The organism is Bacillus sp. ISL-18, assembly GCF_018613415.1.
Lineage (GTDB): Bacteria > Bacillota > Bacilli > Bacillales > Cytobacillaceae > Neobacillus.
Window position 1 is genome coordinate 47,867 of record NZ_JAGGQG010000023.1, and the last position, 21,850, is coordinate 69,716.

16 protein-coding genes are annotated in these 21,850 nt (G+C 39.7%); 13 read left to right on the forward strand and 3 right to left on the reverse strand.

Translation table 11 applies throughout. The features are described 5' to 3' along the window. Window positions 1-7: 7 nt before the first annotated feature. From J7E81_RS25455 to J7E81_RS25470, 4 genes are all read left to right on the forward strand, one after another. On the forward strand, window positions 8-1,069 hold the full coding sequence (locus tag J7E81_RS25455; protein WP_215046751.1) for an ABC transporter substrate-binding protein: 1,062 nt from the start codon (window positions 8-10) through the stop codon (window positions 1,067-1,069). Between the two features lie 79 nt (window positions 1,070-1,148). Continuing rightward, on the forward strand, window positions 1,149-2,873 hold the full coding sequence (locus J7E81_RS25460; protein WP_215046753.1) for an adenine deaminase C-terminal domain-containing protein: 1,725 nt from the start codon (window positions 1,149-1,151) through the stop codon (window positions 2,871-2,873). Beyond that, window positions 2,857-4,185, forward strand: coding sequence for an amidohydrolase (locus tag J7E81_RS25465; protein ID WP_215046755.1), 1,329 nt, complete (start codon window positions 2,857-2,859; stop codon window positions 4,183-4,185). Before J7E81_RS25460 ends, J7E81_RS25465 begins: the two co-directional genes overlap by 17 nt. A gap of 68 nt (window positions 4,186-4,253) precedes the next feature. Next, window positions 4,254-4,556, forward strand: coding sequence for a DMT family transporter (locus tag J7E81_RS25470; protein WP_215046757.1), 303 nt, complete (start codon window positions 4,254-4,256; stop codon window positions 4,554-4,556). Window positions 4,557-4,686: 130 nt separating this feature from the next. Here the strand turns inward: J7E81_RS25470 and J7E81_RS25475 are convergent, their stop codons facing one another. Beyond that, complete coding sequence (locus J7E81_RS25475) at window positions 4,687-5,598, reverse strand: AraC family transcriptional regulator (protein WP_215046759.1); 912 nt, start codon at window positions 5,596-5,598, stop codon at window positions 4,687-4,689. A 257-nt stretch (window positions 5,599-5,855) separates the two neighbouring features. Between J7E81_RS25475 and J7E81_RS25480 the strand changes: the two genes are divergently transcribed. Beyond that, a complete protein-coding gene (locus J7E81_RS25480; RefSeq protein WP_215046761.1) occupies window positions 5,856-7,979 on the forward strand; it encodes a glycoside hydrolase family 3 protein in 2,124 nt (707 codons plus the stop codon). Between the two features lie 127 nt (window positions 7,980-8,106). On the opposite strand, the gene J7E81_RS25485 is transcribed toward J7E81_RS25480, so the two are convergent. After that, on the reverse strand, window positions 8,107-9,456 hold the full coding sequence (locus J7E81_RS25485) for a sigma-54 interaction domain-containing protein (RefSeq protein WP_215046795.1): 1,350 nt from the start codon (window positions 9,454-9,456) through the stop codon (window positions 8,107-8,109). A 386-nt stretch (window positions 9,457-9,842) separates the two neighbouring features. On the opposite strand from J7E81_RS25485, the gene J7E81_RS25490 reads away from it, so the two are divergent. The 6 genes from J7E81_RS25490 to J7E81_RS25515 all read left to right on the forward strand — a co-directional run bounded on the left by J7E81_RS25490 (window position 9,843) and on the right by J7E81_RS25515 (window position 17,175). After that, window positions 9,843-10,925, forward strand: coding sequence for an aromatic ring-hydroxylating oxygenase subunit alpha (locus tag J7E81_RS25490; protein ID WP_215046763.1), 1,083 nt, complete (start codon window positions 9,843-9,845; stop codon window positions 10,923-10,925). After that, entirely contained in the window at window positions 10,922-12,370 is a 1,449-nt protein-coding gene (locus tag J7E81_RS25495) for an aldehyde dehydrogenase family protein (protein ID WP_215046764.1), read from the forward strand. The genes J7E81_RS25490 and J7E81_RS25495 overlap by 4 nt, the downstream gene beginning before the upstream one ends. After that, the gene (locus tag J7E81_RS25500; protein WP_251028880.1) at window positions 12,370-13,452 is read left to right on the forward strand and encodes a tartrate dehydrogenase; all 1,083 of its coding nucleotides are present in this window, start codon (window positions 12,370-12,372) and stop codon (window positions 13,450-13,452) included. The genes J7E81_RS25495 and J7E81_RS25500 overlap by 1 nt, the downstream gene beginning before the upstream one ends. A 189-nt stretch (window positions 13,453-13,641) precedes the next feature. Further along, the gene (locus J7E81_RS25505; RefSeq protein WP_215046768.1) at window positions 13,642-13,830 is read left to right on the forward strand and encodes a DUF3311 domain-containing protein; all 189 of its coding nucleotides are present in this window, start codon (window positions 13,642-13,644) and stop codon (window positions 13,828-13,830) included. Continuing rightward, entirely contained in the window at window positions 13,827-15,305 is a 1,479-nt protein-coding gene (locus J7E81_RS25510; protein ID WP_215046769.1) for a sodium:solute symporter family protein, read from the forward strand. The genes J7E81_RS25505 and J7E81_RS25510 overlap by 4 nt, the downstream gene beginning before the upstream one ends. A 100-nt stretch (window positions 15,306-15,405) precedes the next feature. Then, window positions 15,406-17,175, forward strand: a complete 1,770-nt coding sequence (locus tag J7E81_RS25515; protein WP_215046771.1) for a CocE/NonD family hydrolase — start codon at window positions 15,406-15,408, stop codon at window positions 17,173-17,175. A 51-nt stretch (window positions 17,176-17,226) separates the two neighbouring features. On the opposite strand, the gene J7E81_RS25520 is transcribed toward J7E81_RS25515, so the two are convergent. Next, entirely contained in the window at window positions 17,227-19,614 is a 2,388-nt protein-coding gene (locus tag J7E81_RS25520) for a M14 family zinc carboxypeptidase (protein WP_215046773.1), read from the reverse strand. A gap of 249 nt (window positions 19,615-19,863) precedes the next feature. Here J7E81_RS25520 and ypfJ point away from each other — a divergent pair, with 249 nt between their 5' ends. Both ypfJ and J7E81_RS25530 read left to right on the forward strand, forming a co-directional pair. Next, window positions 19,864-20,694 (forward strand): KPN_02809 family neutral zinc metallopeptidase, encoded by an 831-nt coding sequence (gene ypfJ / locus J7E81_RS25525; RefSeq protein WP_215046775.1) that lies wholly within the window; start codon window positions 19,864-19,866, stop codon window positions 20,692-20,694. A 198-nt stretch (window positions 20,695-20,892) separates the two neighbouring features. Continuing rightward, window positions 20,893-21,849: an AAA family ATPase gene (locus J7E81_RS25530; RefSeq protein ID WP_215046777.1), complete on the forward strand. Its 957-nt coding sequence runs from the start codon at window positions 20,893-20,895 to the stop codon at window positions 21,847-21,849. The last annotated feature ends 1 nt before the right edge of the window (window position 21,850 follow it).

Below are 21,850 nucleotides of genomic sequence, written 5' to 3' on the forward strand. Positions count from 1 at the left end.
TCGAAAAATGAAAAAGAAATTAGGATTAGTAAGTCTAACATTAGTAACTGCAAGTGTATTGGCTGCATGCGGAGGCGGCGGTGAAAAAACGGCAAGTAAGGAAAAACCAAAAACTTTGGTCATCTCCACATTTGGTTTGGAAGAAGATAAAATGCAAGAGGATGTCTTCAAGCCTTTTGAAAAAAAATACAATGTAAATATTGTGTTAGAAACAGGTACAAGCTCTGAGCGGTTAACAAAATTAAAAAGCAATCCAAACTCAACTGTTGATGTTATTGAATTATCCCAATCAAATGCGGCGGATGGTGTATCAGCAGGTTTATTTGAAAAAGTGGACACATCAAAAGTTCCTAACATGGAAAACTTAATCGATAGCGCAAAGGAATTATCAGCAGATGGTTCTGGCCCGGCATACACGTTGAATAGTATCGGGATTGTCTACAACAAAAAGACAGCTGGCAAAGATATTAAGGAATGGGATGATCTATGGGACAATTCATTAAAAGGGAAAGTCTCCATTCCTGATATTACGACCACATTTGGACCAGCGATGCTTTATGTAGCAAACAATCACAAGAATGCAGACGCAAAAACGATTAGTGGAAAAACAGCTTTTGAAGGAATCACTGATTTAGCTCCAAACGTGGTAAAAACATATAGCAAATCTTCCGATTTAGCGAATATGTTCCAATCAGGAGAAATAGCTGCTGCGGTTGTCGGCGACTTTGCTGTTCCGATTATTACCGAGTCTAACCCAGATGTTGCCTATGTAGTTCCAACATCCGGAACATATGCAAACTTTAATACAATAAACATTAACAAAAACTCTAAAAATAAAGACCTAGCTTATAAATATATTAACTGGAGATTAAGCCAAGAGGTTCAAGAAAAAACGGCAGTATCTTTAAATGAAGCGCCAACCAATAAAAAAGTAGTATTAAACGAGGAAACAGCTAAAAATAAAACGTATGGCGATGTTGCGAAACGCACAAATAAGGTGGATTCAAACCTTGTCAATAAAAACCTTGCGTCTTGGATTAATCAATGGAATCGGATTTTGAATAAATAAAAAGGTGTTAAGGGGAAGGCTGAGGATTAATTCTTGGCCTTTTTTCTCTTTATACGTACTCGGAGGGTGGAGAAGTGTGATGAAAGTCGATTTAGCAATCATAAATGCACAGGTTTATAACACGTTTACCAAAAGGTTTGAAAAGAAAAATGTGTGTATTATCAAAGATAAATTTTATTATATTACGGCTGAAGAAATGGATCAATTTCAGGTAAGCGAGGTAGTAGATGCAAAGAATCGTTATCTAGTACCGGGATTAATCGATATTCATATGCATATTGAAAGTTCAATGACTTCTCCATCTATTTTTTCAGAGGCCGTGTTAACCCATGGGGTAACAACCGTTGTCGCTGACGCACATGAGATTGCAAACGTGTTTGGTATGGAAGGATTGGAGGTGTTCTTTTCTCAGCCAAGTGTTATCGATACTTTCTTTGCGATTCCATCCTCGGTCCCTTCAACCACGCCGGAATTAGAAACGACAGGCGGCTTTATTGGTGTGGAAGAAGTGAAGCAGCTCCTGAAGCATCCGAAAGTCATTGCTCTAGGCGAAGCGATGAACTTTAATGGGATTGTTAATGAACCGGATTCATTGATTCGGCAAATTTTACGCGAAGTTCAAAGTGATCGGCCGTTCATGCCTTTAGAAGGACATATTCCGCGTGTTTTAGGATTAGAATTAGCCAAATTTTTATATGCGGGCTTAACAGCTGATCATACACATCAATCGCCGGAATCGATTTATGAGAAAATCACGAATGGGATGTTTTTAGAATTTCAAAAAAAGTCGATAACCCCTGAAAATATCCGAGTCATTGTTGAAAATCAGTTCTATGAATATATCGCCCTCATAACCGATGATGTGATGGCGGACGATTTGTTGGAAGGACATTTGGATGCCAACGTGCGATTGGCCCTTTCTTGCGGAATGCCAGTAGAACAGGCTATCTATTGCGCTACCTATACACCTGCCAGACGAATGGGATTTCAGGATCGGGGTGCGATTGTCCCTGGATTTAAGGCAGACTTTTTATTAATCGATCATATCGAAAGCTTTACGATTGAGGCAGTTTATAAGGATGGAAAATTGGTGCACAAACGGGGAACAGATATCCAGTATCCAACTAATAAACCTGCTTTTCCAGAGCATTTTTATCAGTCCGTCCATTGCCGTGAATTAACATTGGAGGATTTACGTTTCAAGGTCAAAGCATCGGAAAAGGCAATCGCCAACGTGATTCAAATCTCAGAAACGGGTACCTTTACCGAACATGTAAAGCGTGAGGTTAACGTCGTAGATGGATTTTTGGATTGGGAGAATAGCGGGTTAGCCTTGATTGTTGTGATGGAGCGTTATGGGAAAACAGGTAACATCGGCTACGGATTTGTGGATAAAGCGTTATATGAAAAAGGAGCTGTCGCCACTACTTGGGCCCATGATCATCATAACTTAATGGTGATGGGAACAAGTTCTGTGGATATCTTAGCCGCACAAAAGCAATTATTGGACATGCAAGGGGGTTATGTCGTCTCCCAAGCTGGGATGGTCCGAGCGGTGTGCCCTTTGCCGGTTGGCGGCATTATCAGTGATGCACCGATACAAGAACTAGGGTCGCAATTGAAAGAAGTCCGTCAAGCGATGATTAAGTTAGGCTACCGTAACAGCAATGAAATTATGTCTTTCTCAACTTTATCCTTGCCGGTATCACCTATTATCAAAATTACTGACAAAGGGATGATGAATGTTCGCTCTCAAATGATGATCCCATTGGTGGAGGGTGAGAAATTTGAGAATACTTATTAAAAATGCCTGGATTTTAACGATGAATGAGCAGATGGAGCAGTTTCCAGATGGCTATTTAATGGTAGACGGAGAGAAAGTAATCGAAGCGGGAGCAATGGATTTACTGCCAAAGGATATGAAGTATGACAAAGTCATCAATGCTAGAGGGGCTATTTTATTGCCTGGTATGGTCAATACGCACACACATATTGGGATGATTCCGTTTCGTTCATTAGGGGATGACTACCCTGACCGGCTGCGCCGCTTCTTATTTCCATTAGAAAATGAATGTATGAATGAAAGGCTTGCCTATACTAGTGGGAAATATGCGATTGCGGAAATGCAGCTTGCCGGTGTGACGACATTTTTTGATATGTATTATTTTGAACAGCAACTGGCCGAAGCAGCGGAGGAAATGAATAGCCGCGGCCTGTTAGCTGAAACTGTTATCGATTCCGTAACGGTAGATGTAGAGGAGCCAATGGGCGGTTTACACTATGCTGAAAGGTTTTTGCCTAAATGGCAAGAAAATAAGAGAATTAAAGGATCTATTGCACCGCATGCGCCCTATTCGAATACAATCGAAGTCCTGAAGCAGGCAGATCTTTTATCCAAGAAGTACAATGTGCCATGGATGATGCATATAAGTGAGATGGATTTTGAAATAAACAAATACCGCGAAGAACGTAATCAAACACCAATTGAATTTTTAGAGGAGATTGGTGTATTGAGTGCAAGGCTCGTAGCAGCACATTGTATTCATTTGTCAGATAACGATATTCAGCTGTTAAAGAAATATGATGTGAAGGTAGCTCATTGTATTGGTGCGAATACGAAATCCGCTAAAGGTGTGGCACGCGTTCGGGATTTATTGTCTGCCGGTGTAAAAGTTGGGCTGGGAACAGATGGCCCAAGCAGCGGCAATACCCTGGATTTATTCGGCCAAATGCGCTTGTTTGCCAATTTTCATAAAACCGTTTTACAGGACCGCAGCGCCTTTCCAGCACAAGAAATTGTAGAGCTAGCCACCATTGGAGGAGCGAAGGTTTTAGGAATGGAGCAGCAAATTGGCTCGATTGAAGCAGGGAAACAGGCTGACTTTATCTTAGTTGAAACAGATTCCATTAATATGTTTCCTATTTTCGATCCATATTCGGCGTTAGTGTACTCTGCTAATGCTGGCAATGTAAGAGATGTATTTATTGCTGGAAAGCAAGTGGTTGAAGAAAAGAAATTAGTTGATTTTGACGAAGCACAATTAAGAAGAGAGCTTGCTGAAGCCATGGAGCAATGCGGATTTAAAACAAAAGCATTAAAAGCAATGGAGAAATAAATCAATGAGTAACTGATAATGTAAATCTCAGTACACAGAAAAGGACTATTCCATATGGAAAGTCCTTTTTGTTTAGTACAGGATTATATAAAATTTTTTGGAAAAACAATATAGATTGCCTGAAATCTACTAAAAATACTTTGTCAGGTTTCCTATTTTTAAAAGAAAGTTTGAATTCTATTACATTGCTAGGAATCGCTTTGGTACTTTCAGGAGTGTGGCTAGTTAATCATACGGGTTCCACCCGAATTTCTAATGGGAAATCTGAAAAGGGTAGAGACAGGAAAGAATACAAAAAAACAAGGAAAGTAAAAATTCAAAAAAAAATAAAGATGATAGATATAAAAACCGATATCGAGGACCCAAACTGAGAACTAATATTGAGAATTACTTTTTTTCTAAGGAAAAGACTACTTCCTAAAAACAGGGAGGTAGTCTGTATTTTTGTTGAAATTTGCTTTTTAAGGACTTCTTTCCTACTATGCTGTATAAAATTCAGTGTTACTTTATATATTCTTTTTGTAAATTTTTTGGAGAAAGATTGTACTCTTTTTTAAAGAGCCTGTAAAAACTAGAATAGTCAGGAAAACCGCATTTTATGGCAATCGTCTCAATAGAGAACTCATTTTGTTTAATCAAAGTGACAGAGTAGGACAGACGCTTTAATGATACATAACGGTAAAAGGGCAGGTTCATGTTTTTCTTGAAATAATGAGAAAAATAGTATTTATTCAAATGGAAATGATTCGAAACCCTTTCTAAACTTAAATCCGGCTCCGTTAAGTGCAGCTCTATGTATTCTAGAATAGATACAAACCTCTGGTCTACTTGATCTTTAATGCTCAGGTTTGCCAAACTGCCTTCAGGATTAAAGATTATTTGCAGTGCTTGAAATAATAGGTAATGCAGCGTAAAAGAGAAATTCTCTTCATCATTCTTAATTCTATTAATGATTTCATGAAATAAAGAAATCATTTCTTGGAAGTATTTTGAATGGAGGTGGAGTACATAGGAGCCGTACGTCTTTTGATAAACTATGTTCTCTTTCAACGATGGTGAACTTGAGGAAAAGTCCTCCATAATATGTCTGCTGATGTGAAGAATAATGCGTTCATATTGTTTAATATCTTTAACATTAGCCTCATGAACAGCATAGGGGGGAATGGCCACCACATCTCCTCTCTTTAAAAAATAGTTCTTTCCCTCACAGAAGAACTCACATTCCCCGCCAAGAAAAACAAGGAACTCATAAACATCATGGCTGTGCAGGCGAAATAAAGTTTCTTCTAATTGGGAAAAGTTCACTGCTGATTCATTATATTTCTTAAGATGATCTTCGGAATGATATTTTTTGTTAAAGTAATAGATCTCAAAATCTTTACCCTTTACGGGAATAAAAACAGATTGCTTCATGACAACCTCCTTCATATAGCAACATTTACAATAATTCTAGCAATATGTGCTATATATTTTAAGCTTTTTATTGATATTCTATAACTGCAAGCGGTAACATTCATTTTTTGAAAGCAATTTTCTTAAATAAACTGCTTACTAAATAAATGGATATACCCAAAATTGAGCACCCTATCGTAGAAATAGTAAAGTTAGCCAAAATCAAAAGATACAAATAGAGCAGCTTATTAGGGTGAACAAGATTAGGAGGCACTAAAGTGGAATCTAACCATAAACAACCAAATTTAGAGGTCAGAGTCAAGAATATCATTGAAGTTGATGGATTAAAATTTAAAGATTTGAATAATAGCGGGAAACTAGAACCATATAAGGACTGGCGCTTGAGCCCGAAAGAACGTGCCGAGAACCTAGTCTCCTTGATGAATATCGATGAAAAGGTCGGGATGATGCTGATTAATACGCGTCAAATGGGTCTTACTCAAAAAGATAAGAGTAAGACAAGCCATGATGGCGTGCTAGATGAAGGCATTGTTGAAAAGGGCGAAACCATTTTTGCTTTGGAAAAGGTTTATGGCACAACGCATACGATTGAAAACATGCATTTGCGCCACTTCATCCTCCGGGATAACTGGAGTCCTGCTCAAATGGCAGAGTGGGTCAATACAATGAATGAATTATGTGAAGGAACACGTCTTGGGATCCCTTGCCTAATCGCATCTAATTCAAGAAATGAAAACACAGAATTCATCTTTGGGATGAATGATGCAGCCGGAATTTTCTCGACTTGGCCTGGAACATTAGGACTTGCAGCAGCAGCTAAAGGGGATATCAAAAATGGCGGTGATGCCTCTCTTATCAGCCAATTTGCTGAAATCGCACATGATGAGTGGGATGCAGTCGGAATTAGAAAAGGTTATATGTATATGGCCGATACGGCGACAGATCCTAGATGGCAGCGGACATATGGTACATTAGGGGAAGACCCGGAATTTATTTCTGATGCAATCGGCCGGATCATCGACGGATTCCAAGGCGAGACTGTCGGAAAACATAGTATTGCGATGACCACCAAACACTTCCCTGGCGGTGGTGCAAGGGAGAATGGATTCGATCCGCATTATGCAGAAGGAAAGTGGAACTTATACCCAACTCCAGGCAGCTTAGAAAAATATCACCTGCCACCGTTCCAAGCGGCAGTCGACCATGGCACTTCATCGATTATGCCATATTATTCGATTCCAAGTATCAAGAAAAGTGTGGTTCAAGAATTTGAAGGGAATGACATTCCATTCGAAGAAGTGGGCTTTACATTTAATCATTATTTTATTAATCATATTCTTAGAGAAAGACTCGGATTTAAAGGCTATGTAAATAGCGACAGCGGCGTCACAAGCAAAATGTGCTGGGGTGTTGAAGACAAGAGTGAGGCTGAGCGTTTCGCTAAGGCTGTCAACGCAGGTACAGACCTTGTCGCGGATACCAATGACATTACGAACCTTAAAAAGGCAATTGAAAATGGCTGGATTAGTGAAAAACGTATTAATGAGGCCAATGTTAGACTTCTTACCGAGATGTTTGCTTTAGGATTATTTGATGATCGGACTTATGTTTCACCAGAGAAAGCTACTTCAGTGGTAAAAAATCCAGCTAACTGGAAAGCAGCATATGAAGCTCATAAAAAATCAGTAACCGTTCTTAAAAATTCTAACCAGACACTGCCTTTAACAGCTGAAAAGCTTGGTAATAAGAAGGTTTATGTAGAAGTGTTCCATAAAGAACCTGAGCGGGCAACTGCCTATACAGAAAAAGCAAGACAGGAATGTCAAGAGCTTGGTCAATTTACTTTGACAGATAATCAAGAAGAAGCTGACATTGCTATTCTGTTCTTAAATCCAAAATCAGGTGCTTATTTCAATGCAACCCCTGGATTGTTAGAACTTGAAATCTGTGAAGATAAAACAGAAACAGCTTTGGATGGTTCTACCTATCAAGAAACCACATTAAGTGGAATGGACCATCTTAAGGAAGTGGCAGATAGTGTTCATGTCCGCGGTGGAAAAGTCATTATGAGTGTGAATGTCATTCTGCCTTGGATTCTTGGAAATGTTGAACCTTTGGCTGATGTTCTAATCGCTGGTTATGATACCTACTATAAGGCACAATATGAGGTAATGGCAGGCAATTTCCGTCCAGTAGGTGTTTTACCTTTAACATTGCCAGCTAGTGAAGCAGTTATTGCAGTTGATGAAAATGGTGACTGTGTGTCAAGAAACGACGTTCCTGGTTATGACAAGGACCAGTATATGCCAGAAGGAATGACATATGCGTATCAAGATAGTGATGGTAATGTTTATAAACTTGGTCATGGATTAACTTATTAATATTCTCTAATACTTGATTAACAAAGGGCTGCCTTATCGGGCAGCCCTTATTTTTTAAATACTATAAAAAACTTGGCCCAAACTTTGAGCAGCGCCTCATTGACTTGTCAATCTCATTAGCTTTCCTCTAACTATCACAGTATTGGCTAATCAATTTCACTGCCCTCGTTTGGCTAATATTTAAGTCATTTGCCACTTTTCTTGAGCTTTTATGTTTTTTATAGGACTGATTAACAAGTGTCTTCTTCACATGCTCGATTGCTTCATCAAGATTAGATGGGAGAAGATGCTGTGTTTGAGGCTTAATCTTACTTAAGATTAAATCAGGTAAATCACTTTTCTGTATGATTGAATCACTGGTGACCACCAGTCTCTCCATAAGATTTTCAAGCTGGCGGATGTTTCCCGGCCAGGAATACCAATAAAATAAATCCAAGCATTGTTGAGAGATAATTTTATTCATTTCATATGTTTTATTAAATTTATATAAGAAATTATAGGTTAACGGAATAATATCCTCTCTCCGCTCCCGAAGCGGCGGCAGATGGATATCGATAATGTTGAGTCGATAAAATAAGTCCTCACGAAATTGATTTTTGCGTACCATTTCAATTAAATCCCGATTGGTTGCTGCGATAATCCTTACATCCACTTTCTTCATCTTATGGCCACCGATTGCAAGAAACTGCTTTTCTTGAATGACTTGTAGAAGTTTTGCCTGAAGCGATAAGGGCATTTCACCAATTTCATCAAGAAATAATGTGCCTTGATCTGCTATTTCAAGCAGGCCTTTTTTACCGTTCTTGCTTGCCCCAGTAAATGCCCCCTCTGTATATCCAAACAGTTCTGATTCGAGCAAGTCTTCTGGTAATGCAGCACAGTTTATTGTTAAAAAGGTTTTGCTGGCCCGTTTACTGATGTTATGGATGTAATGAGCTAATACTCCTTTTCCAGTACCTGATTCTCCCTGGATTAAGATCGTTGAATCAACCTTTGCAATTTTTTCGCATACCTTTAAAATGTTTTTCATCTTTTCACAATTTGTGATGGGAGTGGTGCTATTAAGGGTGTCAGAAGGTAGATTTTCTTCTTTCTCGGTTTGGATACTTTTATAGTTTTGCAGTTCCTGTGAGGTAGTCACCACAAATTCTATGTCATCTTTTTCATTTAAAATGGGAACCGCTGTCGTTAACAACTCTGCGCCTAAATAAGTGGTCATCTTATTAGTAACTGTTTTTTTCTCCTTGAACACTAATGGAACAATAGAGGGTTTCCAATATCCTTTTTCATAGAGTTCTGCGTTTTTTTTTCCTACCACATCTTCCGGCTTTAAACCGTAATGTCTTTCACATACGCCATTAACATAAATAACACGTTGCTCAGAATCCAGCACAAATATCTCATCTGAAGAAAAGTCGAGAATTTTTTTTAATGTCTCAACTGTGATTTCAAAAGGGCTTTGCTTTTCAGATACCATTTTCATTCTCTCTCCTTGCAGAATGAGTTGTTTTCGGTTCGTTGAGTTGAAATCAACTCATTTTTTCACCGAATTTCTAAAAAATTTTAAAACAAATGGATGTTTTTCTTACTTATTCAATGTTTATAGATATTGGCATGATACTTGCAATATATAAAAGTGAATGTCGCTAGACATGGATGAGGGAACTCACCTGAGTTAATTAAACAAGATATTCATAATCTTGTAAACGTTTAATTTTTACTATTGTCACAGTGCATTTGGGGATTTCAAAGGTGAATCAATCATGACTCATCTTGTTAGTAAGGGGGAGATGCAACATTCAATAAAATGTTAATAAGTTACTAAACTGTTCAAAAACAGAGATTAAGAGGAGGAAAACCAGAATGGCATATAATGAGGTCCAAAATAAAACAAATCGAACTTTTGAAAGAACATTGACTTATGATTTATATACAGATCCCAAAGTGTATGAACAAGAAATGAAGGATGTATTCGCTAAATCTTGGCAAGTGGTTGGCCATGTAAGTCAGTTAGAAAAACCAGGGCAATTTTTTACGATCGATGTAGCGGGTGAGCCAATTATTGTTACCCGTGGTATGGACGAAGTCATTCGTGCGTTTTATAATGTTTGCCCTCACCGTGCAACAAAGCTTGAAAAAAATGAGGCTGGCCAAAAGAAAATTCTTCAATGCGGATATCATGGCTGGACATTCCATTTAAATGGTGCTTTAAACAAAGCCCCAAACTTTACTGGTGAAGATGCTCATTGTGTTGGGGACCGCTGTCTAAGACCAGTCAAAATGGAAATCCTGGAGTCATTAATCTTTGTTAACCTTGATGATCATGCAAAATCTTTAAGTGAAACATATGGTGATTTCTTTGAACGTTTAGGCAAGTTTCCATTCCTTGGCGAGTTAAAAAGAGTTAGTCAAAAAACTCGTGTCATTAAAGCAAACTGGAAAGCATTCATTGACAACTATTTGGAGTGTGATCACTGTCATGTTGCACATCCTAGCTTTGTTGCCACTCTAGATATGAAAAACTATCAAATTGTGACGTGTCAAAACTATTCTGTACAGGGTTCGGTTGTGAAGCCGGATAAAACAATGGGAACAACAGATTTGAATGAGGCAGAAATGCAGGGCGGAGAATTTTATTGGTTATGGCCTAACCTAATGGTAACGATTTATCCAGGTCCCGGAAATATGGCAACCATTCAAATGGTTCCGATTGACGAAGAAACTACCTTAGGGGTGTACACCTACTATTTTAGAGATGAAAATTTGACGCAAGAAGAAAAAGATTTAGTTACATTTGCTGAACAAGTAAGGCAGGAAGATGTTGAATTAGTAGAATTAGAGCAAATTGGTTTCCGTTCCCGGGCCTTTAACAAAGGAGTATATTCCAAATCGGAAAAGGCAATTGTTCAATTTCATGAAATGGTATTGGAGGCGTTAGGTCGATGACAAATGTGAAAACTGTAGAAAAAAAGCATTTATTTATCAATGGCGAGGAAGTAAAGACCACGGTTTATGCGCCTCTTTATTCCCCATATTCTGGAGAAGTAATTGCTGAAATTTCCATGGCAGATGAGCAGCTAACGAAAGAAGCAATTAAATCTGCTCAGAAGGCATTTCAAGTAATTTCAAAAATGCCAGCATTTGAACGGTCTGCGATTTTAGAAAAAGTGGTAGAATTATTGAAAGAAAGAGCAGACGAAGCGGCAAAAGTGATCGCAATGGAATCAGCAAAGCCGATTTCTTTTGCTAAAGGCGAAGTTGCAAGAACGATTGAAACCTATAAATTTGCAGCAGAGGAAGCAAAAAGAATCCATGGTGAAACGATACCCTTTGATGCGGCGCCAGGCGGAGTGGGGAGAATCGGTTATACCGTTCGCAAGCCCATTGGCGTTATTGGGGCAATTACCCCGTTTAACTTTCCAATGAATCTAGTTGCCCACAAAGTAGGACCAGCGATTGCATCTGGAAATTCAATCGTATTAAAACCAGCATTACAAACACCTCTTTCCGCTTTATATATTGCTGATCTTTTTAAAGAAGCTGGATTACCTGATGGAATATTGAATGTGGTAACTGGTCCGGGTTCTGTTGTGGGGGAGGCAATAATAAAAGATGATCGAGTGCAAATGATTACCTTTACGGGAAGTCCCGCGGTTGGAATCGGGATCCGCAATAAAGCCGGTTTAAAGAAAACCACTTTAGAGCTGGGGTCAAACGCAGCGGTTATTTTAGATAAAGATACAAATATCGATGAAGTCATTGACCGTAGTATTATAGGTGCATTTTCAAACCAAGGGCAGGTTTGCATTTCCTTACAGCGTGTTTATGCCCATGAAGAGGTATATGATCAATATGTTGAGAAGTTAGTAGAAGCGGCCAAGAAATTAAAAATCGGAGATCCATTAGATCCAGAAACTTTCATTTCGTCGTTAATTTCAAAGAAAGAAACGGAACGTGCGGTAAGCTGGATTGAAGAAGCAAAACAAAACGGGGCAGTGGTCTTGGCTGGAGGAAAATTAACCGATGGAATCTTAGAGCCAACTGTAATTGTGAATGTTGATCCGCTGCTAAAAGTATCCTGCCAGGAGGTATTTGCTCCAGTTGTGATTGTTAATAAAGTAAAATCTGTTGAAGAAGCAATTGGATACGTAAACAATTCAAGATACGGTCTGCAGGCCGGTATTTATACAAAAAATATTGATCATGCTCTATTAGCAAGTGAGATGCTCGAAGTAGGGGCTGTTATTATCAACGATATTCCAACTTTCCGTGTGGACCAAATGCCATATGGCGGTGTAAAAGAAAGCGGTACAGGTCGTGAAGGGATTAAATATGCAGTTGAGGAAATGACAGAATTAAAATTAGTTGTATGGACCAAAGGAGAAAAGTGATGAGTTCCTATAAAATTGCTGTAATTCCTGGAGATGGGATTGGACCTGAAGTTCTACAGGAAGGCATTAAAGTATTAAATAAAATTGCCGAATTGGATCCATCTCTTCAATTCGAATACACGTATTTCCCGTGGGGCTGTGAGTATTACACGAAGCATGGTGTAATGATGGATCCAGACGGTATCGAAAAATTAAAAAACTTCGATGCGATTTTTCTAGGTGCTGTTGGTTATCCGGGTGTACCGGATCATATCTCATTATGGGATTTACTATTAAAAATAAGAAAAGGCTTTGATCAGTATATTAATATCCGTCCGATAAAGTTAATTAAAGGTGCCGTATGTCCGTTGAAGGGTGTCAATGCTGACGATGTGGACATGCTGTTTATCCGGGAAAATAGTGAGGGCGAATATGCAGGGGCAGGGGATTGGTTATTTAAAGGTTCAGATAACGAAGTGGTATTGCAAACTGGGGTGTTTTCCCGTAAAGGTACTGAACGCGTTATCCGCTATGCGTTTGAAACGGCAAGAGGAGAAAGAAAATCGTTAACAAGTATTAGTAAGGGAAATGCCTTGAATTATTCAATGGTTTTTTGGGATCAGGTTTTTGAAGAGGTAAGCAAGGAGTATCCAGATGTAAAAATAGCATCCTATCTAGTGGACGCAGCGGCAATGCTTATGATTACCGATCCCAAGCGATTTGAAGTCGTAGTAACCTCTAATTTATTTGGAGATATTTTAACCGATTTAGGTGCAGCTTTGGCCGGGGGGATTGGGCTTGCTGCTGGGGCAAATATTAATCCGGAAAAATTATATCCTTCGATGTTTGAACCGATTCATGGGTCTGCTCCCGATATTGCCGGAAAAGGCCTTGCCAATCCTTTAGCAACGATTTGGTCGGCCAGCCAGCTGCTCGACTTTCTAGGGTACGATAAATACGGAAAATTAGTTCTCGACTCAATTGAGGAACTGCTTGTCGAAGCTAAGGTGTTAACACCAGATATGAAAGGAACAGCATCGACTTCGGAAGTTGGAGACCGTGTGGTTGAGATTATCCGCTCACTTGTTTCATTAAAAGCCTAGTTAATAATAGGGCTTGATTGTTCGTTGGATCCTCGTGTTATCCCCTTCTTACATCTATTTGAGTGAGAAGGGGAAATCTGGAGCAAACTATCTGAAAATAAAGTTAATTCTTTCTTCGGGTAAATGAAAACGCCTACAAAGGATAGACTGAAACTCCTTTAAAATTCACATTAGAAGGGATATTTGCTAATGAAGAAGTGGATTGCATTGCTTACCATCTTGCCAGCAATTGGGTCATTAACGGTTGTTAATAAAGTTGAACCTTATATTTTGGGGTTACCGTTTATTGTATTTTGGTCTACGTTATGGCTAATCCTGACATCGGTCTGTCTATTGGTATGTAACGTCATTTATGATCGAAAGGAGCAAAACAAATGAATAGCTCCATTTTTATCATTGGTTTAACGCTGGTCTTTGCTATTTACTTAGGAATAAGAGCGCGAAAAGGGCGGGAGATGAAGCTCGAACAGTGGGCGGTTGCTGAGAGAAATTTTGGTTCACTGATTATGTTTGTGTTAATGGCTGGAGAAATGTTTTCCACATTTGTTTTCTTAGGTGCAAGCGGTGGAGCCTACCGGATGGGGGGACCGACAATTTATGTCTTTTGTGCCCTTACCTATGTGATTCCTTTTTGGATCCTGCCTCCAATTTGGCGCTATGCTAAAAAAAACAATCTCATTACCCAATCAGATTTCTTTGCCCAAAAATATCAAAGTAAGAATTTAGGGTTACTTGTAGCAATAATTGGTGTTATTTCGATGGTCCCATATATTGTTTTACAGCTGAAAGGATTTCAGATTATTGTTTCTGAAGCATCGTACGGAGCAATCCCTCCGAAAATAGCGGTTTGGATTGGCTTAATTGCAGTAACGATTTTCGTCTATATCTCTGGAATCCATGGTTCTGCATGGACAGCGGTTTTAAAAGATATTCTTATGCTTACTGTTATTCTGTTTTTGGGATTCTATTTGCCCTATCATTACTATGGTGGAATCCATCCAATGTTTGAGACTTTAGAGAAAGTCAAGCCGGGATTCCTTTTAATGCCGGATAAAGGGTTAAGTATTTCTTGGTATGTTTCGATCTGTATGACGATTGCATTGGGTCAGTATATGTGGCCGCACTGCTTTGGCGCCAGCTTATCTTCGAAGAGTGAAACTGCTTTAAGAAAAAACACTGCGATATTACCTTTATATCAAATCGTTCTTGTATTTATCCTATTTATTGGTTTTACAGCAGTACTGCAAATTCCAAATTTGGAAGGGACAGCCTCAGATCTTGCATTGTTTAAAATTGCCAAAGAATCACTGCCTCCATGGTTTATTGGCGTGATAGGAGCGGCAGGATTACTTGCAGCTCTCATTCCTTGTTCGTTGTTGATTCTAACTGCATCAACCATTCTATCGAAAAACATATTTAAACATTTTAAGCCGAACACATCTGATCAGAAGCTGGCAAAATTAACGCGCACCTTTGTTCCGCTTCTTGCATTAATTTCCTTGTTCTTTACATTTTATGGAGGGAATACAATGATCGCTCTGCTGACAATGGCATACAGCTTTGTTCTACAACTCTTCCCGGCGCTTGCTTTTAGTTTAATGAAGAAGAATCCAATTAGTAAAATTGGGGCTTCTATTGGGATGATTGTCGGAGTGGCAATTGTTGCCTATCAAACACTAGAAGGTACCACCATGGCCACAATGTTTCCAAGTGCGCCGCATTTCATCCAGGATTTAGACATTGGTGTCATTGCTATTACGGTCAATACTGTTGTTATGCTTGCCTTTAGCTTATTTACAAAAAAGGTTTCTGTTATCCAAGAAGAACCAATCAGCCAAGCTAGTAATCTATAAAAACACAGCCGCTATCCCATGAAGATTTCAGGCTTAATGGGATAGTATTTTGAAATAAATTTCATATTTACAATAAAAATATAGAAATTAGGGTGTTCATATGAATCAGTTTCAGATTCTTGTTGAAAAAAATGTACCATGTAAGATGAGAGATGGTGTTGTCCTTTATGCAGATATTTACCGTCCAAATAGGGAAGGAACCTTTCCGGTTCTATTGAACCGGCTTCCGTACAGTAAGGATTTGCCGCATTATTCGCATCGGTATCTTGACACAAACCGCCTTGTTGAAAATGGATTTGTGGTGATTATTCAAGACGTGAGAGGACGGTTTCAGTCGGCAGGGGAATTTCAATCGTTTAGACAGGAAGGAAATGATGGTTATGATACGGTGGAATGGGCTGCATCACTGCCGTATTCGACAGGGAAAGTTGGGATGTTTGGTATGTCTTATTATGGATATACCCAGCTGATGGCTGCATCGAAAAAGCCGCCGCACTTAGCTGCCGTATTTCCGGCGATGACATTGAATGACCAAAGAAACGGTGCTTTATACCGAAATGGTGTTTATCAGCTTGGATTTTCAGAAACCTGGACTCTTGAATCTATTGCCCCTGATTTATTGAAACGGAAATATAAAAATCCAGAGGAAAGAATGGAAGCATTAAAAAATCTTGGGGGTTATCTGGATGGATTGGCAGAACTTTACCATTTTTCCCCGATTAATCAGTGGCCGCCTTTAAAGGAACTTGGTGTTGCTGATTACTTTTTCGAGGAATTACACCATTCAATTGATGATGATGAGTACTGGAAGGAATCAAGTATTGCAGATAAGTATGAAGATTTACAGGTTCCAGCTTTCCACTTAGGGGGCTGGTATGATTGTTTTATTGGTCCAACGTTAACCAATTACGTGGAAATGGTTAAAACTGGGGAGCCTCAAAAATTGATTGTCGGGCCATGGGGACATGGATATTTTTCCTCTGTACAAGGAGAGTGCTCCTTCGGTATCCAAGCTTCCGGGGACTCGATCAATTTAGAAGAGAACATTACGGATCTTCACATTAACTGGTTTAATCACTGGTTATTAGGGATAGAAAACAAAGTAATAACGGAGGCACCCGTTAAAATTTTTGTTATGGGAATTAATCGATGGCGGGATGAAATGGCATGGCCGCTTGAACGAACACAATATACTAATTTATATTTACATAGCAATGGCCATGCCAATACGAAACAGGGAGATGGTGAACTGTCAGTAATAAAGCCTGAAGATGAGCACATGGATACTTTTATATATGATCCAAAAGATCCTGTGCCGACGAAAGGAGGGGGGACATTATTTGCTGGTCCGCAAACCATGGGGCCATTTGACCAAGGTGAGATTGAAGAACGAGAGGATGTACTCGTTTATTCGACTGAACCATTAACCGAAGCCGTAGAAGTGACAGGGCCAGTGAAGGTGAAGTTATGGGCTGCAACAGATGCTAAGGATACAGATTTCACAGCAAAGCTCATCGATACGGCTCCCGATGGCAAAGCTATGAATTTAGCTGAAGGGATCGTCAATGCAAAATACCGGAACGGATACTATCCTGAACAGGAATTAACCGGAGAAGTGGCTGAATATGAAATTGACCTTTGGGCAACTAGTAATGTGTTCCTTCCGGGCCATCGAATCACACTAGAAATTTCCTCAAGCAGCTTTCCGCAATACCTTCCTAATCCCAATACCGGAAGCTCCTTGATTGAGAGCAATCGAACAATAAAAGCAAAGCAAACCATTTATCACAACAAACAGTATCCTTCACACATTATTCTGCCAATTATTCCAGTGACAGAAAACAAGGATAGTACTGATAGGATTGGCTGAAAAGGGGAAATAGGCCTGGTTCATATGTTGAACCAGGCCTTCACCCTATTCTTATTTTTCAAAAATAGCATTGGATAATAGTCGGAACAAGTAATCGGTATGATCACGGAAGCCTGCTTCTAATCCGATTAGGGTTACGTCTTTAGCTTGCTCTTTAACAATGACAGCCTGACCTTTGGCGGAAGTATTACCTGCCCAGTGTCCTGCTAGGAAGAAATCATCAGAGTTTGCGAGGGTTGCGACGACCTTATCATTGTCAGTCCCTGTGTACCAAACTGGACGATAAACGAAGCCAAGGTCATCCTGAGTATAACCTGCAGTGAGACCACTTCCTTCATAATTGACCTTTACAATCCCATTGCTGTTAGAACCACCAGTATTAATGGTATCATCCGTAAGTCCAAGTGTTTTGGTTGCCTTTGACGCCCCGGCCCCTACAGCCACATATTTTCCGCCATTGCTTACAAATGTAGTAAGATTAGTCTTAAATGAATCAAGCTGAGCAGTATTTTCAAAACCAAATTCTTTATTTGCAGCTGATAAGTTTGTAGAAATTAGACTTTCTGTACCGCTGTAAACAAATACATCAAATCCGTTAAGACCCTGCTCTGCCACTTCTACTGGTGTTACTTCAGTCACATCAAAGCCAAGACGCTTAAGAGCTAGCTTTGTTCCACTATGAGACTGTTGTTTACCCATCCCGCCATCTTTAAGAATGGCTACCTTTAGGCTGGATAAAGTAACGGCATCCGCAGGAATCTTATCTGTAGATTCAACCTTCAGCCCGGCTGTTTTTACAGCTGTAGAAATTTTATTAGCCACTGCATCTGTATAGAAGTTACCCTTTGTGTCACGCTTTACAGCTACCCCTTGCTGTAATAATGTATTAACGAGATTAATGGCTTTCACCGAGCTGTTTGTTAATAAGAATGGCCCCTTACCAATAACAGAACCTTGCTCCGTAACCTGATTCACTTTTGTTGAGGTAACTTCAACCGAAGTTTGTGTCGGCACTGCTTCGAAACCCCAAAGCTCTGGCAGACTCCATGCTGAAATATCATACATAGCTGGTGTATCATTTGTAATGTCTTCGCCATCCCACAGAATCGTGTTAGCTAATCCAGCCTTAGCCTGATCCATTTTTACAATATAGGTTCCTTTAGGATAGGTTTTTCCATCCGCAGTAAAATCTTTTGATGCCTGTACTACTTCAATATCATTTTTCAGTAAATGATTAACGGCTTTATCCGTTACTGTTGGGTCCTTTTCATCAACTGGAAGGATATAAGCTTTAGGGAAGAAGCCGTCCTGATGAAAAGGATGGTCAAAGTTAATGCCGCGTTTAAACATTTCAATTTGATCAGTAATCATTGCTTGTTTATTTTCAGTTGCAAATTTCAGTGCACCCATGATGGCATCATACTGCCAGCGGACCCCATCCCAATCGTTGGTCGGCGCTTCTAGTGTATGACCATAGGCCCCGTGGTACATGGCATACATGGGGGTGAAAATCGGCGGATAGTCATCCCAGCCGGCGGAGTCGTTGCGCTGCGGAATATAGACACCTTCCATGCTCTTATAAAGATTGCCTTTAAAGTTAGGATTATCTTGCATGATATTTGCTTCCATTGCTTCAGCCTGTTTATAAGCCCATTTATTATATAAATCGTACTCATAGTTAGGATTATGCGGTGGTGTACATGGTTCAATTAAACCTTGTCGGTTTGGTGCGTAATTTTTTACATATCCATGTGTATCAAGGAATACCATCGGATTCCATTCCTTAATAAGCGCAACTGTTTCCTGTGTTTCCGGCTGAGATTGGGTGATAAAATCACGGTTTAGGTCAATTCCTTCCCCGTTGAAACGTGTAGCATTGACACGGCCGTCAGGGTTTTGAACCACATTAAAAATAAGAATGTTGTTTGCTAAGATATTTTTGGTCTCTTGGTCATTCTGAGTAGCGAATCGTTCGATTAATTGAAGAACCGCGTCACTTCCTACAAACTCTGTTCCATGGATAGAGCCATTAATCATAATGGGCACTTTAAAATCCGGGTTAGCGGATATCCAATCCTGTGCCTTACCTGGATTTTTAAACATTTGTTTTCGTAATGATTGTATTTTTCCAAACTTTCCTTGTGTGGTTGGATCAGCAATGGTTACAACATAAAGAGGGTTTCCATCTGCTGATGTTCCGCGGACTTCTACCTTCACACGGTTGGATTGTTTCTCAATAGTACTTAGCTTTGTGCCGATTTGCGAGAACTTTACAAAATCATAGTTTTCACTATTAAACTTGCTAGCTTCTTGTTCCTCGTATGTATTCACGTTTGTCCATTTTTGCCCCTCAGCAAAACCAGTTGTCCAAGGAATAGTAGAGACTAGACTCACAACCAACAAGCCGGCAGCCACTTTTTTCTGTTTGTTTTTCTTCACACTTACTTACCTCCTATTTATGTATATTTATTATTTTCTTTGTATTGTATATACACTTTTATTCTATTATTTTATCAATTAAAATAACAACCTACTATTTTCCTTAATTTAGGAATAATTGAAAATTAAGGTAGGGAAATAGTAACAAATAGTAACAGAATGATTTCCAAAATATATTGATATGTTTAATCCTTTTAATTGGGTATAACACAGTAGGTAACCCGCTATCATTTTTAGGGAGGTAAAATCATGAAGTGGAAGGGAAGAAGGGAAAGTTCAAACATCGAAGACCGCAGGGGAATGGGCGGCAAAACAATCATTGGCGGAGGATTAGGCAGTATCATTATTGTACTCCTCTTTACGCTTCTGGGCGGTAATCCAGGCAATTTAATTAATAATATGACAACAAACAATGGGGCTGATTCAAATACCCCATACCAAGAGTCAGCCCAAGAAAAGGAACAGGCAGATTTTGTTTCTGTTGTCCTGGCTGATACAGAGGATATCTGGTCGGAAGAATTCAAGAAAAGAGGCCTCACTTACGAAAATCCTAAGTTAGTTTTATACACAGACAGTGTTCAGTCAGCCTGTGGATCAGCTAGTGCGGCAGTAGGTCCGTTTTACTGTCCGGGAGATCACAAGCTTTACATTGATTTAAGTTTTTATCAGGAACTGAAAGACAAATTCAAAGCACCAGGTGACTTTGCGATGGCGTACGTAATAGCCCATGAGGTTGGCCACCACGTTCAAACGCTGTTGCATTCTGGGGACCAGGTATCTGCAGCCAAGAAAAAAACAAACGAGTACTCCGTTCGATTTGAATTGCAGGCTGATTATTTAGCGGGCGTTTGGGCCCACTACGCGGAAGGAAAAGGTTATCTCGAAAAGGGTGACATTGAAGAGGCTTTAAACGCAGCTAACGCTGTAGGTGATGATAATATCCAGAAGAAGGCACAGGGCTATGTAGTTCCGGAGAGTTTTACTCATGGAACCTCCGAGCAGCGGAAGCGCTGGTTTAATAAAGGCTTTAAAACCGGTACCATTGAAGGCGGAGACACCTTTAATACGGCCAACCTTTAATTGGAAATCTAGACCTCTCCATATGTATGGAGGGGCCTTTTTGAATTACGGCCAAAAAACACTCGTTTTTTGAAACACTGCCAATCATCTATTCGTCTAATAATTGTTTGAGGTGTGTTTTAATACAGGAATTTTCCAGGAAAACGAGAATACATAGTTCATTACCATAAATCGGTTAAACCGCAAGGAGGTATTACCTTGTCCCTTGATCAAGTGAATCCAACGATTGAAAGAATAATAGAAAATATTGAAAAGGTTATGATTGGAAAACGGAATGTAGCAGAATTGAGTCTTGTGGCGCTGCTGGCAGGAGGACATGTGCTGCTCGAAGACGTCCCGGGTGTCGGGAAAACGATGATGGTTCGTGCCCTCGCCAAGTCAGTGAACGCAAATTTTAGAAGAATCCAATTTACCCCGGACCTCTTACCGTCAGACGTAACCGGCGTGTCTATTTATAATTCGAAAGAAATGGAATTTCAATTTCGGCCAGGTCCCCTGATGGGAAACATTATTCTAGCCGATGAAATCAACCGGACATCACCTAAAACTCAATCAGCTCTCTTAGAAGGGATGGAAGAAGCGAGTGTTACCATCGATGGGGTGACCCATAAATTGAACCGGCCTTTTTTTGTGATGGCTACGCAAAATCCGATTGAATATGAGGGGACCTATCCGCTTCCTGAGGCGCAGCTGGATCGATTCCTGCTAAAAATTAAAATGGGCTATCCGGATTTACAAGAGGAGATGGAAGTCCTCAGCCGCGCCCAAAAGGTTCCGCCAATCGAAGAGCTTACAGCAGTGATTGACCTCGAAGGCTTAATTGCTCTGCAAAATGAGATTAAAAATGTTTTCGTCGATGATACGATCAAACGCTACATCGTCGATATTGTCAACCGAACAAGAGGGCATGGCAGTGTTTATCTGGGGGCAAGTCCTAGGGGATCGATAGCCCTAATGAAAGCAGCCCAGGCCTATGCGTTTATGAACAATCGTGAATATGTCCTGCCGGATGATATCCAATATTTAGCCGTATTTGTCTTATCACATCGGATTATTTTAAAGTCAGAAGCAAAATTTGAGGGGATCTCAGCAGAAGAAATAGTCAACCAAGTGGTTTCGAGAGTACCTGTCCCGGTTCAAAGGCTAGTGAAATAAT